The sequence below is a fragment of the Klebsiella sp. Sb-30 genome (assembly GCF_057652795.1).
Genome location: NZ_CM172749.1, coordinates 2,952,115 through 2,965,384, shown reverse-complemented (window position 1 = coordinate 2,965,384; position 13,270 = coordinate 2,952,115). Strand labels below are relative to the sequence as shown.

Here is a 13,270-nt window from a genome sequence, read left to right as displayed (position 1 = left end):
CTGAAAGTGCCCCCCGTGGAAGGAGGGCACAAAAGGGAAAGGACGATCAGACCAGCGCGTTCGGGCAGGTTTCGCCAGCATCGACCTGGCGCAGGTTATCGAGGGTCGTTTGTGAAATGCTGATCAGCGCCTCGGCGGTCAGGAAAGCCTGGTGCCCGGTGAACAACACGTTATGACAGGCAGAAAGGCGACGGAAGACGTCATCCTGAATCACGTCATTGGACTTATCTTCGAAGAACAGATCGCGTTCATTCTCATACACGTCCATGCCCAGCGCCCCGATTTTCTGGTGTTTCAGCGCATCGATCGCCGCCTGAGAATCAATCAGCGCCCCGCGGCTGGTATTGATCACCATCACGCCGTCTTTCATTTGCTCAAACGCCGCATGATTCAGCAGATGGTAGTTCTCTTCCGTCAGCGGACAGTGCAGGGAGATCACGTCGGACTGCGCATACAGCGTCGGCAAATCAACATACTCGACGCCAAGATCCAGCGCCGCGGCGCTTGGATAGGGATCGAACGCCAGCAGGCGCATGCCAAACCCTTTCAGAATACGCAGCGTGGCGACGCCGATTTTGCCCGTCCCGATCACCCCGGCGGTTTTACCGTGCATGGTAAAGCCGGTTAAACCTTCCAGCGAGAAGTTAGCATCGCGGGTACGCTGGTAGGCGCGGTGGATACGGCGGTTCAACGACATCATCATGCCGATGGCATGTTCAGCCACGGCCTCCGGCGAATAGGCGGGAACGCGGACAACGCGCAGACCCAGCTCTTTTGCCGCATCCAGATCGACGTTGTTAAACCCGGCGCAGCGCAGGGCGATGTACTTCACGCCATGCGCTTTCAGCTCTTCCAGTACCGGACGGCTTCCGTCATCGTTGACAAAAATGCACACGGCTTCACAACCGTTGGCCGTTTTCGCGGTTTTTTCGGTTAACAGGAAGTCGAAAAATTCGAGTTCAAAGCCATATGTATCATTAACATGCTGAAGGTACTTTTTATCGTACTGCTTCGTACTATACACAGCGATTTTCATAAGACTTTTCTCCAGTGATTATACCGTCACGGTAGCATATTTAAAATAATCGTACAAATATTAAAAATTAGTTTGGCCTGGCGGGTATCTAATAATTCTAGAGCATATCACTGAGTTGAGGTATCTCTTTAAAACACAATGTATTTTACCAAAAACTGAAGCTGAAGGCACCGGGAGCCAGCAGAAGCAGCGGCCAGAGAAGTCCCGAGCTGACATTGGCCAGTTGAAAACGCCAGAACGGCGTGCCGCTGACGCCGCTGGCCAGGGGGAGGGTGGCGCGAAGCGGCGAGAGAAAACGCCCGAAAAACACCGCCCATTCGCCGTGGCGATGGAGAAAGGTCAGGCTACGGGCCAGCCGATCGCCGCGCAGCCAGCGAAGTCGTAGCAGACGATGCTGATAGTACCGTCCCAGCCACCAGGAGATCCAGAATCCACCGATTGCCCCCAGGCTGGCGCTGAGCCACATAAATAAGAAGTGATTCAGGCTGCCGGAGGCGAGCGGGCCGAGCAGCAGCAGCCCGGATGTGCCCGGCACCAGCAGGGAAATCAGGGCACAGGATTTGCTGAACGTCAGCAGGAAGACCAGCAGCAGCAGGAATGAATAGTGGCGCTGGGCATACTCAATAAGCGAAACAAAAAACTCCACGGGATCCGCCCACTTGTTAGATCGATTCCCGCGAGTGTGACAGGCGCTGGCTAAATGGCGGTTAAATAAGCGGATGGCAACAATTCACCATAACGATGATGTCGCAGCAACTATTCTTAGAATCTATCCCGACTGGGCTATCGGCGCAGGCCGTTTGCACGCGGACAGCGCGGAGAAAACGGAGCGTACAGGAAGTTGCTGGCGATTTGCATCGCTTCGCTTACCCTGCGGGCCGCGCTGAAGGGCGTGCAAGAATCGCGCGTTGTGAGCTCTGCCCGGGGCAAAATGACAAGCAAAATAGCCCGGATGAGATAGGCTCTTAAGCGGGATAGAAACTTTAACTCACTGGTCGAACGTGCCACAATACGCGCTACTTTCGGCTTTTACTTTTGTTTAATCAGGATATTAACTGCCCATGAAGGGTAAATATAAAGCCGCCATCGCGCTATTGTTAGCACTTATTCTGCTACCGCTGGCCTTGTTGTCGACGCTTACCCATTGGGTACCTACGCTGGCCGGGATCTGGCTGCCAGAGGGAACCCGCATTTCGCTGCACGACAGTCCGCGCCTGACGCGTTCTGCGCTGCGTATTCCCGATTTACGCTATCTGGTCGGCGATTGCGAACTGGCCCGCATAACCAATGCCCGACTCTCACATCCCAGCCGCTGGCGGCTGCAGGTTGACGAACTTGATATCAATAGCGCCTGCCTGAGCAAACTGCCGGAAAGTGAACCGGCATCCGGCGCCCCGCGTACCCTGGCGGAATGGCAGTCCATGCTTCCCTATAGCTGGTTGACGATTGAAAACCTGCGTCTCTCGCCGTGGGAAAAGTGGCAGGGTCGGCTGGTCATGTCATTGACGCCGCAGCAGCAGGATATCGGCTACAGCGGTAAAGAGATGACGCTGCAGGCGCGCCTGCGCGGGCAGGCGCTGACGGTGAGCGACTTTTCCGCGCAGCTGGTTGAAGGACAGGCGCCGGTGAAGCTGGTCGGCGAGTTTCATATGCCGCTGGTGCCGGACGGTTTGCCGGTAGACGGTCATCTGCTCGCCACGCTCGAATTCCCGCAGACGGCAGGACTGGTTGATGCGGAGCTGGAGTGGCAGAAAAACCGTGGGCAGCTGCTGGTTACGCCGCGCGGCGATGTGCAGCCGATGCTCGATTTACCCTGGGAAATCACCCCGGAACGTATTGCCATCAGCGATGGTCGCTGGAGCACCGAGTATGCCGGATATCCGCTGAGCGGCCGCGTGGCCTTGTCGGTTGGCAACTGGCAACAGGGCACCGAGCAGATGCGGGTCAGCGGTCGTCTCAACGTTCTCACCCACGGGGAAGCCGGGAAGGGGAACGCGGTACTGACGATTGGCCCTGGCAAACTGAGCATGGACAACAGCGACATGCCGTTGCGGTTAACCGGCGAGGCCAAGCTCGGCGACCTGATTGTCTATGCCGTGCTGCCGGCGAACCTGACTGGCCCGCTGACCGCGCCGTCGCTGGCGTTCCATCCCGGCGCGCTGCTGCGTTCCCGCGGGCGGGTCATTGATTCGCTCAACATTGACGAAGTTCGTCTGCCGCTGGCCGGGGTGAAGGTGACTCAGCAGGGCGTGGACGGCCGTCTGCAGGCTATTCTGCGCGCGCACGAACAGCAGATGGGCGACTTTTCGCTGCACCTTGACGGTCAGGCCGACAACTTTATGCCCGACAGCGGCCGCTGGCAGTGGCGTTACTGGGGCGAGGGCCGCTTCACGCCGATGCAGGCCAAGTGGGACGTCAAAGGGGCGGGGGCGTGGATAGACAATTCGATTGTGCTGAACAGCCTGTCGACGGGCTTCGATAAGCTGCAGTACGGCACGATGCTGGTCAGCACGCCGCGGTTAACCCTGGATGAACCGGTGCACTGGCTGCGCGGCGAACAGCACCCCAAACTGACCGGCGCGCTATCGCTGGACGCGGGTAAAACCAGCTTTAGCAGCGGCAGCGAACTTCCCCCCTCCACGTTAAAGTTCAAGATCGACGGACGGGATCCCACCTGGTTTCAGTTTAGCGGGGCGCTCCACGCCAATAAGATAGGTCCCGTGCGGGTCACCGGGCGTTGGGATGGCGAACGTCTGCGGGGCCAGGCCTGGTGGCCAAAACAGTCGTTAACCGTGTTTCAGCCGCTGGTGCCGCCAGACTGGAAAATGAATCTGCGTGAAGGAATGCTGTATGCGCAGGTAGCCTTCTCCGCGGCGGCAGATCAGGGATTTGAAGCCGGCGGCCACGGCGTCTTAAAAGGCGGCAGCGCCTGGATGCCTGACAATCAGATTAATGGCGTAGATTTTGTTCTGCCTTTTCGCTTTAGTCAGGGGACCTGGCAACTGGGAACCCGCCGACCGGTGTCGCTGCGTATTGGCGAAGTCGTCAACCAGGTGACGGCGAAAAACCTCTCGGCGGATCTGCAGGGCTCCTGGCCGTGGAGCGAGCGCGAACCGCTGCAGTTGAGCAACGTCAGCGTGGATGTTCTCGGGGGTAAGGTGACCATGCAGCAGCTGCGTATGCCGCAGCACGACCCGGCGCTACTGCGTCTGCAGCAAATTTCCAGCAGCGAACTGGTAAGCGCGATAAATATCAAGCAATTTGCCATGTCCGGCGCATTTAACGGCGCGCTGCCGCTGTGGCTGAACAATGACAAATGGATCATTAAAGACGGCTGGCTGGGTAACCCGGGGCCGATGACCTTACGTCTTGATAAGGATATGGCGGATGCGATGGTCAATGACAATATTTCCGCCGGTGCGGCGATTAACTGGCTGCGCTATATGGAGATCTCCCGTTCATGGACGCGCATCGATCTCGATAATCTGGGCATGCTGACGCTGAAGGCGACCATCAGCGGAACCAGCCGCGTCGGGGAGCAGAGTAATACGGTGCATTTAAACTATTCTCATCAAGAGAATATTTTTGACCTGTGGCGCAGTTTACGTTTTGGCGACAATTTACAGGCATGGTTTGAGCAAAATGCGGTGCTCCCCGTGCGCAGCTGTACGGACAGTAAAAAGTGTAAGGAACAACAATGATGAAATTGCTAACGCCGGTGCTGATGACGATGCTGCTGGCGGGCTGTACGCCACGAATTGAAATCGCGGCGTCAAAAGAGCCGATCACCATCAATATGAATGTCAAAATTGAGCATGAGATTCATATCAAAGTGGATAAGGATGTTGAAGAGTTACTGAAGTCGCGTAGCGATCTATTCTGAGGTGGCGATGAGAAAACGACTGTTAACGGCGGCGTTGGCGCTTGGCCTTCTCAGCTCATCGGCGCTGGCGCTGACGCTGGGGGAGGCTCGGGAGCAAGGGCGGGTCGGCGAAACGCTGAATGGCTATCTGGCGCCGCTGCGTCAGGATAAGGAAACGCTGGCGCTGGTCAAACAGATCAACGCGGCCAGAAGTGAAAGCTATCAGCAGCTGGCGGATGATAATAACCTGCCGGTGGATGAGGTGGCGAAAATGGCCGGACAAAAACTGGTCTCGCGGGCACAGCCGGGGGAGTATGTTCAGGGACTGAATGGTCAATGGCTGCGGAAATAACGCGCCGGCGCTTTTGCCTGGCAGGAACGGCCGCTGATGAGACTCCCTTTCATCAGCGGCGGCGGGGCCTGACGGCGATTAAGCGTCAGGGTTAGCGGTGTTGTTGTAAAATCGTCAAAAAGTCCTGTTTACTGGAGATCAATGACAGCGCATTTGCAATGATTTCATCGCTGAAAATAGAAGCGATGTCCTTCAGAACATCAATATGCTCTTTCTCTTTGGCAATCACGCCAATGGCGATAAACATGACGTTGCTTCTGTCCCAGATGACGCCGTCCGGGAACTGAAATATTTCTATTCCGGTTTTCAGAATGATATTGGTCGCGGATTTCGGCAGGTGCGGAAGCGTAATGCCATTGCCTAAAAAAGTGGACACCTGACGTTCCCTTTCATCAAGAAAAGCGGTGCAGTTTTCGCTGACGTAGCCTTTCTTTTTAAATTCCTCACCGAGCAGGGTCAACACTTCGGCCTTATTTTTCGCCTTGTAGCCAAGGTGAAGGTTCTCTTGCGTAATATTAGCGATCATTGTGAGCGACCTCCGCGCCGTTATTCACCCGCGCATCATATTTATTAGACGATAACTCTTCTTCTAATTGTTCCAGCGATTTGTTCGAGGTTTCCGGAAGCGCCGTGACCACAAAGATAATCGCGATATAGTTGATGGCCGCGAAAATCAGGAATACCGGACCAAGGCCGAGTTTGGCCTGGAGCAGCGGAAACAGGTAGCTGACAACGGCATTCATGATCCACATGAAAAACACTGAAATCCCCATCGACAGGCCGCGGAATTTCAGCGGGAACAGTTCGGCCAACACCACCCAGGTAATAAAGCCCATTGTCCCCTGCATGACCCCGACAAACAACGCGCCGAGCAGCCAGATCGCCGTCGCTTTGATATCGCCAACCAGCGTGTAATCGACGCCGGCAATGATCAGGTGCAGCGTCGCCATAATGGCAAAGCCATAAATAATGATGGTTTTGCGTTTAAAGCGATCAACGAGGAAGAAGACCCCAACCAGCATTCCCCCCACCGAGAAGACCCCGTTGAGCACGTTGCATATTAAGGAGGTTCTTTCTGAGAAGCCGGCCGTACTCAGGATTTCGGTGCCATAGTACATAATGACATTGACCCCGGTGGTCTGCTGCAACGCGGCCCAAATGATGCCCACCAGCAGTAATTTAAAAATCCACGGCGTGCTGAGAATGGTCAAAAACGCGTTTTGCGTACTGAATTTGCGATCGGCTTCAACTTTGATGAGGGTCGAAATATCGGCAAATTCTTGCGCCGCGCGTTCCGGCGAGCGGATCTGCTTTAATACTTCCAGCGCTTCCTGATGACGGTTTTTGCTCACCAGCCAGCGCGGGCTTTCCGGAGAACGCAACATTCCGACAAATAAACAGATAGCCGGGATGGCCTGCACCATCAACATATATCGCCAGACGTCGGGAAGGTGGCCCCAGATAATACCAATTACGGCGTTGATGGCGAATGCGGCAAGCTGCCCGATAACAATGGCGACCTCATTCAGCCCCGTGAGTTTACCGCGCATTTCCGTGGGGGCAACTTCAGAAATGAACGTCGGTGCCGTGACGGAAGCGCCACCGACGGCATATCCCAGCAGAAAACGGGATAGCAGCAAGACGGTGATATCCGGGGCGAGGGCTGACATTAATGCCCCGACAAGGAAAATAAAGGACAGGCAGAGCAGATATTTGCGTCTGCCAAAATAATCGGCGAGGGTTCCACCAAAAACGCTGCCAATAGCGGCGCCCACCAGCAATACGCTCATGACCAGACCTTCCGTTGTCGGCGTCAGGCTCATATATTGCTTCAGTGAAGAAAATGCACCATTAATAACCCCGGTGTCATAGCCGAATAGCAGGCCGCCAAATGTTGCCACTAGCGTTATTTGGTGAAGCCGCTTTCTTTGCTGTACGTTCAGTTTCATGATAGCTGACATTTTCATACCTTTTATTTTCATTAACAGCACCGGTCATTCTGTTTCTCTTCGCTCGCGGCTACAGTTTTATCCTGTCGAACGATGACGGAGGGAAACGAGATGGGCGGTGCGATTATTCGTCTTCATCGCCATATGCTGAGGAGCAACGGGCGATGAGGCGTGTTTTTGATTGACGGTGTGTTATCAGTGTCTCTGGATTGTGTGTGGCATCTGCGATGCTTGCTGTCGACATTCACACGGTTACCCGACAGCGCTTGTGCACAGAACAGACTGTGCGAATCCGGTACCGCATCTGACCCTCGCTCTTGAAGCGATGAAAGCCAACCTGCGGTGCAAGGTGTCTTGCTGACGCCTCATTGTGCTTTGTCACCGGCGTTCCTTTCAGTGGAAAAACCGTCGTGACCGATAGGTAATCGATGACATGACAACGCTTCCTGCCGTCCGACGTGTTCAATCTTCTTTCTGTGTCCTTCATGGTCTCCTCCGTGCTTGCGGGTTTGCGTACCGCCGAGAGTGGACAGATTGCGTTCTATCGAAGGGTAATATGACATCCGCTAATGAAATAAAATCACAAATAGATCACAATTTGAAAATTTCATTTCATTTCATTTTGTTTGAAGCGAAACAAATTTCTCTTTGTGAGAAAAGATAATGTTTTTATCTAATTGATTTTAAAAGATAATATTTGATGGGGTTTATGGGGTTGTCAAAAATAAGCTATTGAATTAAAAGTTAAATTTTTGATACGAGTCACGCTTTTAAATCCATGCAGTTATTAATGAAATTAAAATTCCATTTTATATTTTTTATACGCTTTTGTTTTTTTCACGGCCAGACCCGGATCGGGCGGGAACAGGGGCGAAATGCGCGGCACGAGGCCTGCGGGGGAACAAAGCGGACGTCAGGCGCGGCACCCGGTAACGGACAGAGGAATCAGCAAGCGGCGGTGGCAACAGGAGGCGCTGCGACTGTAAGCGGCAGCCGGACAGCGGCGGGGGGGAGGCCGGAAGTCTGCGGCCCATTGCCGTATAAAAATCAGCGGCAGCGCTTGCGGTATTCCCCGGGCGATACGCCAAAACGCTGTTTGAAAGCGGTTGAGAAGTGGCTGTGGTCGCTGAATCCCCAGCTATAGCCAATTCCCGCCAGCTTTTCGTCATCACGGGCATTGTGCAATGCCTGCGCGCAGAGATCGAGACGCCGGTTCTTAATATATTGTGCGACCACCAGCCCCTTGTCGGCAAACAACCGGTACAGACTCCGAACCGACATACCGGTCTCGCTGGCCAGCCACTCCGGACGCAGATGTTCCGCCTGAATGGACTCATCAATTAAATCCATAATCTTCTGAAACTGCTTCTCCCTACGCGACGGTCGGGGGTCGTGATGATGCAGCATCGGACGCAGCAGGCAGACGATGGCCTCCAGCGCCGCGGCACTCTCACTTTCCGACAGCTCCGGGCTACACATGCTCTCCTGCAGCAGCCGCTGACTGAGCTGGACCATCGGCAGCGATTTTTCCAGCCGCGTGGCAATGCTTATTTCACTGCCGCGCAGCTGTTGCTCCAGCAGCTGTCGGGGCAGTAGCAGGGAGGCCTGGCGCGAAGTCTGCTGCCAGAAAATAGAGCAGGGGCGAGATGCGTCAATCAGGGTGATGTCACCGGCGTCGAGGACCACCTGGCGATCGTCCTGCTCGATGGCCGCCTGGCCGGAGAGCTGGAAGACGGTATAAAACCAGTCGTCATTGCTGCGCTTAATTTCGTTGCGGGTGCGGAACAGATTGACGCCGCTGGCGGTGACGGTGCTGACTTTCAGCGTGCCGGCATAGCTGGCGTCAATCTCCCCGTGAAAGCGACCTTCCAGCGGACGAGCGGCAAAATGGCCGCAGACCTGATTGATTTTCGCCAACCAGCGCTGGTAGTCCTGTCCGTGCTCCGCCGTCGCCATAGTCTGTCTCATGTAAACATAATGTTTTTGCATTGTTGCATTTACACAGTGGCATACAAGAGCGAGGCGCGGAGTATATGAAAGAACTATTACCTGAGGCACATTTCTGCGTCCGCAATATGTTGAATTGCGGCGGCTGTCACAGCGGCACAAACGAATGTCACAGAGAAAAAAGCGCGAACGTCAGCCGCGTCGTAGACTGAATTCACGATCCGTGAGCAATAAGGAAGCGATATGTCCACAGCACAGGTAGCGCTGCTTGCCAGCGTTCAACAGTTTTTAGACCGCCAGCATGGCTTATATATCGACGGTACCCAGCAGGCGTCGCAGAGCGAACAGCGTCTTACCGTCTGGAACCCGGCAACCGGGCAGGCCATCGCCAGTACCGCGGATGCTAACGCGGCCGATGTCGATCGCGCGGTAATGTCGGCGTGGCGCGCCTTCGTCGCCCGCAGCTGGGCTGGGCGCACGCCGGCCGACCGCGAACGTATCCTGCTGCGTTTTGCCGATCTGGTCGAACAGCACGGCGAAGAACTGGCGCAGCTGGAGACGCTGGAGCAGGGGAAATCCATCCAGATTTCTCGCGCATTTGAAGTGGGCTGTACGCTGAACTGGATGCGTTACACCGCCGGGCTGACCACCAAAATCAGCGGGCGCACCCTCGATGTGTCGATTCCGTTCCCGCAGGGCGCACGCTACCAGGCGTGGACGCGCAAAGAGCCGGTGGGCGTTGTCGCCGGTATCGTGCCGTGGAATTTTCCGCTGATGATCGGGATGTGGAAAGTGATGCCGGCGCTGGCGGCAGGATGCTCTATCGTCATCAAACCATCGGAGACCACGCCGCTGACGCTGCTGCGCGTTGCCGAGTTGGCCACCGAGGCTGGGATCCCGGACGGAGTATTTAACGTCGTGACCGGCAGCGGCGCCGGATGCGGCTCGGCGTTAACCTCTCATCCGCAGGTGGCGAAGGTCAGCTTTACCGGCTCCACCGCAACCGGTAAGCATATCGCCAGGGTGGCCGCCGACCGCCTGACCCGCGTGACGCTGGAGCTGGGGGGGAAAAACCCGGCGATCGTGCTGAAAGACGCCAATCCGGAGTGGGTAATCGAAGGGCTGATGACCGGCAGTTTCCTCAATCAGGGGCAGGTCTGCGCCGCCAGCTCACGCATCTATATTGAAGCCCCGCTGTTCGATAACCTGGTGAGCGGTTTTGAACAGGCGGTGAAATCGCTGCAGGTGGGACCGGGGATGCTGGAAACGACGCAGATTAACCCGGTGGTGTCAAAAGGGCACTGCGAGAAAGTGGCGGCTTATCTCGATGAGGCGCGTAAGCAAAATGCCGAGCTGATCTCCGGGCAGGTCGGGCCGGATTCGCAGGGCTATTACATTGCGCCAACGCTGGTGATCAACCCGGATGCCGGGCTGCGTCTGAGCCGGGAAGAGGTCTTTGGACCGGTGGTCAATCTGGTACGCGTCGCCGATGGTGAAGAGGCGCTGCGCCTTGCTAACGACAGTGATTTTGGTCTGACCGCCAGCGTCTGGACCGGCGATTTGACACAGGCCCTGAGCTACACCGAGCGTCTGCAGGCCGGGACGGTATGGGTCAACAGCCATACGCTTATCGATGCCAACCTGCCGTTTGGCGGGATGAAGCAGTCCGGAACCGGGCGCGACTTCGGCCCGGACTGGCTGGACGACTGGTGCGAAACGAAATCGGTCTGCGTGCGCTATTAACTCTCGCCTCAGCGCCTGACGCCCGGAGTTCGAACACCGGGCCGGGCGCTGAAACCTGTTTTTTTATCCTGCTGTTGCTTATTTATTAAAGAGTCTAATTGCTTGATGGTTTCCGTTAACTGGGTTGACCATGAGTGTGTCTCCTGTTGTTGCGCAAGGTGAATAGTATTAATAAACGCAGCGGCAATGACTGCCGCTTGACTATAATGTTTATTTTGTTGCGTAAGGTAGGTGGCATCATTTTTGATCCATTCGGTAATAAACTCAGCATAGCGTGTCTCGATGGCCATAATGGTATTAATATAATTTATCCATCCACCGGTGAGACGAAATGCTCGATCGGCTATAAATAGCAGCACGGCAAGCGTTAATAGCGCGAGGGATAATTGGGTTAACCGCAATTTTTCATCGGCATTAGCGGTAAACGGGAGTTTAAGGGTCTGAATACCACCGATGATTAGCATGATAATTAAGATTGCCGATAACAATAATAAAGAGAGGATGCGTTTTTTCTTGACCTCTTTTTTATACCAGCCGGTAATATTTTCTTGGTACATGGTACAAATTTTAAAAACTGTATCCAGTTTTTGTTCTACCGGCACTAAATGTAATTTAGCTAACTCGTTGACAGCGAGGAGGTAGTGAGTTTCTGTTCCCATGATTATCCCCGTAATAACATTAAGTTAATTATGCTGTTCGCCAAAAAAATCCCCACGAATACCTGCCGGCGACTGTCGATGCCGGATATCACGGGTATTTAATCGATTGCTCCCTTGCTTCGATTACAGTCTGCTATTTTTACTTTGTCAATCCTGACCGCTTTTCACGCAGCCTGCGATGAGGTTCCTATGAACTTACTGGTGTTTTGCGACGGTACCTGGAATACGCCCCAACAGCTTGATGATGGAAAACCCGCGCCGACCAATGTGGTCAAACTCAGGAATGCCGTAGCGGAAAATACGCAGCAGCGAGTCTATTACCACTCCGGCGTCGGTACCGAAGGCGGAGTGGTCGATCGCTATATTGGCGGTGGCATCGGCGAAGGTCTTGATAAGAATATTATCAGCGCCTATTACTGGCTGGCGACCCGCTATCAGCCCGGCGATAAAATATGGTTGTTTGGCTTTAGCCGCGGAGCTTATACCGTCAGGAGTCTTGGCGGGATGATTTCGCGCTGCGGATTATTGAATGCCAGCCAGGCAGGAACCGGCGACGATAAAGTCTGGGAGGATATCAACGATCTCTTCAGCTATTACCGCCAGCCTGCAGGCAGCGCGCCGGCTATCGTGGCCAGCGTGGGTAGACCTTTTTATTCGGTGGCGACGGGACATCCGACCAGGGAGAGCATCCCTGTCTATTTTATTGGCGTCTGGGAAACGGTGGGGGCGCTGGGTATTCCCGATGATATGGCGTTAGCCAATCTGCTCGATGACCCTAAAAAGTATGCCTTCCACGATACGTCACTCAGCCCGATTGTTGAACATGCCCGCCATGCGCTGGCGCTGGACGAGCAGCGACAAAGCTTCATTCCCACGCTATGGGACAATGTGGCGGATAACCCGAAGGTGAAACAGCGTTGGTTTGCCGGCGTGCATGCTGATGTCGGCGGCGGCTACGCACAGTGCGGATTATCGGACATTACTCTGCAATGGATGATGACAGAGGCAGCCGGACTGGGACTTACGCTGCTGCCGGGTATCGACGCCCAGCTGGCTCCCGATCCTCATGGACTGCTGCATGATTCGGTCACCAGCATTTTTAAACTGCTGCATACCTGCCCGCGCAGCGTACCGCGGATTGTCGCCGGAAGTCCCGATGTCGATGCCAGCGTGATACAGCGGCAAAGTCAGCCGATGCTTCTCCACGGTCGCTACCGACCGCTCACCGATGTGACGGCAGAACACCCGGCGACCTTTGACGTTTTTGCGCGTGAGCGCTGGAATGCCACGGGGATCTGGCTGGAGGCGGGAGTGGAGTATCGCTTTATGGCTACGGGAAAATGGGTGGATGGCTCGGTGCCCTGCGATGCGGGCGGGACCGATGACGGTAAGTTTTATCCCGGCGAGGCCGCGCAGATTATGGCCTCCGTTTCCGACAAACTGGAAGCGTTGTGGAAAGGGGGAACCAAAAACCAGGATGTGGACTTTTGGCTGAGCAGACGCGTCGGCACGGCGCCGTGGTTTGCGCTGATTGGCGTGGTTGCCAATCAGGCAGATCCTGCGACCGACGCCCCTGAGTCGCGGCATGAGATCGTTGTTATCGGCAGCGGATGTCGGTTCACACCGGCTAAAAGCGGCTATTTTTACGCCTACGCCAACGATGCGTGGCAAATGTATGATAACAATCGCGGCAGCGTCTCCCTGACGATTTCCCGCTAAGCG

11 protein-coding genes are annotated in these 13,270 nt (G+C 55.1%); 5 read left to right on the top strand and 6 right to left on the bottom strand.

Going from position 1 to position 13,270, the window contains the following annotated elements; genetic code table 11:
* Window positions 1-46: 46 nt before the first annotated feature.
* Together AC236I_RS13850 and AC236I_RS13845 are read right to left on the bottom strand one after the other, a co-directional pair.
* Window positions 47-1,036, bottom strand: a complete 990-nt coding sequence (locus tag AC236I_RS13850; protein ID WP_004861243.1) for a 2-hydroxyacid dehydrogenase — start codon at window positions 1,034-1,036, stop codon at window positions 47-49.
* A gap of 145 nt (window positions 1,037-1,181) precedes the next feature.
* Window positions 1,182-1,682 carry a DedA family protein gene (locus AC236I_RS13845; RefSeq protein WP_015584476.1) on the bottom strand — a complete coding sequence of 167 codons (501 nt, stop codon included), beginning with the start codon at window positions 1,680-1,682 and terminating at the stop codon, window positions 1,182-1,184.
* 415 nt (window positions 1,683-2,097) lie between these two features.
* Between AC236I_RS13845 and AC236I_RS13840 the strand changes: the two genes are divergently transcribed.
* Genes AC236I_RS13840 through AC236I_RS13830 form a run of 3 tightly spaced genes read left to right on the top strand, consistent with a single transcriptional unit; the run spans window position 2,098 to window position 5,250 of the window.
* Window positions 2,098-4,737: a YdbH family protein gene (locus AC236I_RS13840; protein WP_032724707.1), complete on the top strand. Its 2,640-nt coding sequence runs from the start codon at window positions 2,098-2,100 to the stop codon at window positions 4,735-4,737.
* On the top strand, window positions 4,734-4,919 hold the full coding sequence (locus tag AC236I_RS13835; RefSeq protein ID WP_004861256.1) for a YnbE family lipoprotein: 186 nt from the start codon (window positions 4,734-4,736) through the stop codon (window positions 4,917-4,919). Before AC236I_RS13840 ends, AC236I_RS13835 begins: the two co-directional genes overlap by 4 nt.
* A gap of 7 nt (window positions 4,920-4,926) precedes the next feature.
* Window positions 4,927-5,250, top strand: coding sequence for a YdbL family probable chaperone protein (locus tag AC236I_RS13830; protein ID WP_004861259.1), 324 nt, complete (start codon window positions 4,927-4,929; stop codon window positions 5,248-5,250).
* 91 nt (window positions 5,251-5,341) lie between these two features.
* Here AC236I_RS13830 and AC236I_RS13825 read toward each other — a convergent pair whose 3' ends face one another.
* The 3 genes from AC236I_RS13825 to feaR all read right to left on the bottom strand — a co-directional run bounded on the left by AC236I_RS13825 (window position 5,342) and on the right by feaR (window position 9,155).
* A complete protein-coding gene (locus tag AC236I_RS13825) occupies window positions 5,342-5,776 on the bottom strand; it encodes a PTS mannitol transporter subunit IIA (RefSeq protein ID WP_004861262.1) in 435 nt (144 codons plus the stop codon).
* Window positions 5,766-7,211 carry a sugar porter family MFS transporter gene (locus AC236I_RS13820; RefSeq protein WP_032717562.1) on the bottom strand — a complete coding sequence of 482 codons (1,446 nt, stop codon included), beginning with the start codon at window positions 7,209-7,211 and terminating at the stop codon, window positions 5,766-5,768. Before AC236I_RS13820 ends, AC236I_RS13825 begins: the two co-directional genes overlap by 11 nt.
* A gap of 1,035 nt (window positions 7,212-8,246) precedes the next feature.
* Window positions 8,247-9,155 carry a transcriptional regulator FeaR gene (feaR, locus tag AC236I_RS13815; protein WP_004861269.1) on the bottom strand — a complete coding sequence of 303 codons (909 nt, stop codon included), beginning with the start codon at window positions 9,153-9,155 and terminating at the stop codon, window positions 8,247-8,249.
* A 234-nt stretch (window positions 9,156-9,389) separates the two neighbouring features.
* On the opposite strand from feaR, the gene AC236I_RS13810 reads away from it, so the two are divergent.
* Complete coding sequence (locus AC236I_RS13810; RefSeq protein ID WP_004861276.1) at window positions 9,390-10,889, top strand: aldehyde dehydrogenase family protein; 1,500 nt, start codon at window positions 9,390-9,392, stop codon at window positions 10,887-10,889.
* Window positions 10,890-10,897: 8 nt separating this feature from the next.
* Here AC236I_RS13810 and AC236I_RS13805 read toward each other — a convergent pair whose 3' ends face one another.
* Complete coding sequence (locus tag AC236I_RS13805) at window positions 10,898-11,548, bottom strand: SLATT domain-containing protein (RefSeq protein ID WP_071359364.1); 651 nt, start codon at window positions 11,546-11,548, stop codon at window positions 10,898-10,900.
* A 189-nt stretch (window positions 11,549-11,737) separates the two neighbouring features.
* Between AC236I_RS13805 and AC236I_RS13800 the strand changes: the two genes are divergently transcribed.
* Complete coding sequence (locus tag AC236I_RS13800) at window positions 11,738-13,267, top strand: T6SS phospholipase effector Tle1-like catalytic domain-containing protein (protein WP_088884006.1); 1,530 nt, start codon at window positions 11,738-11,740, stop codon at window positions 13,265-13,267.
* Window positions 13,268-13,270 lie beyond the last annotated feature (3 nt).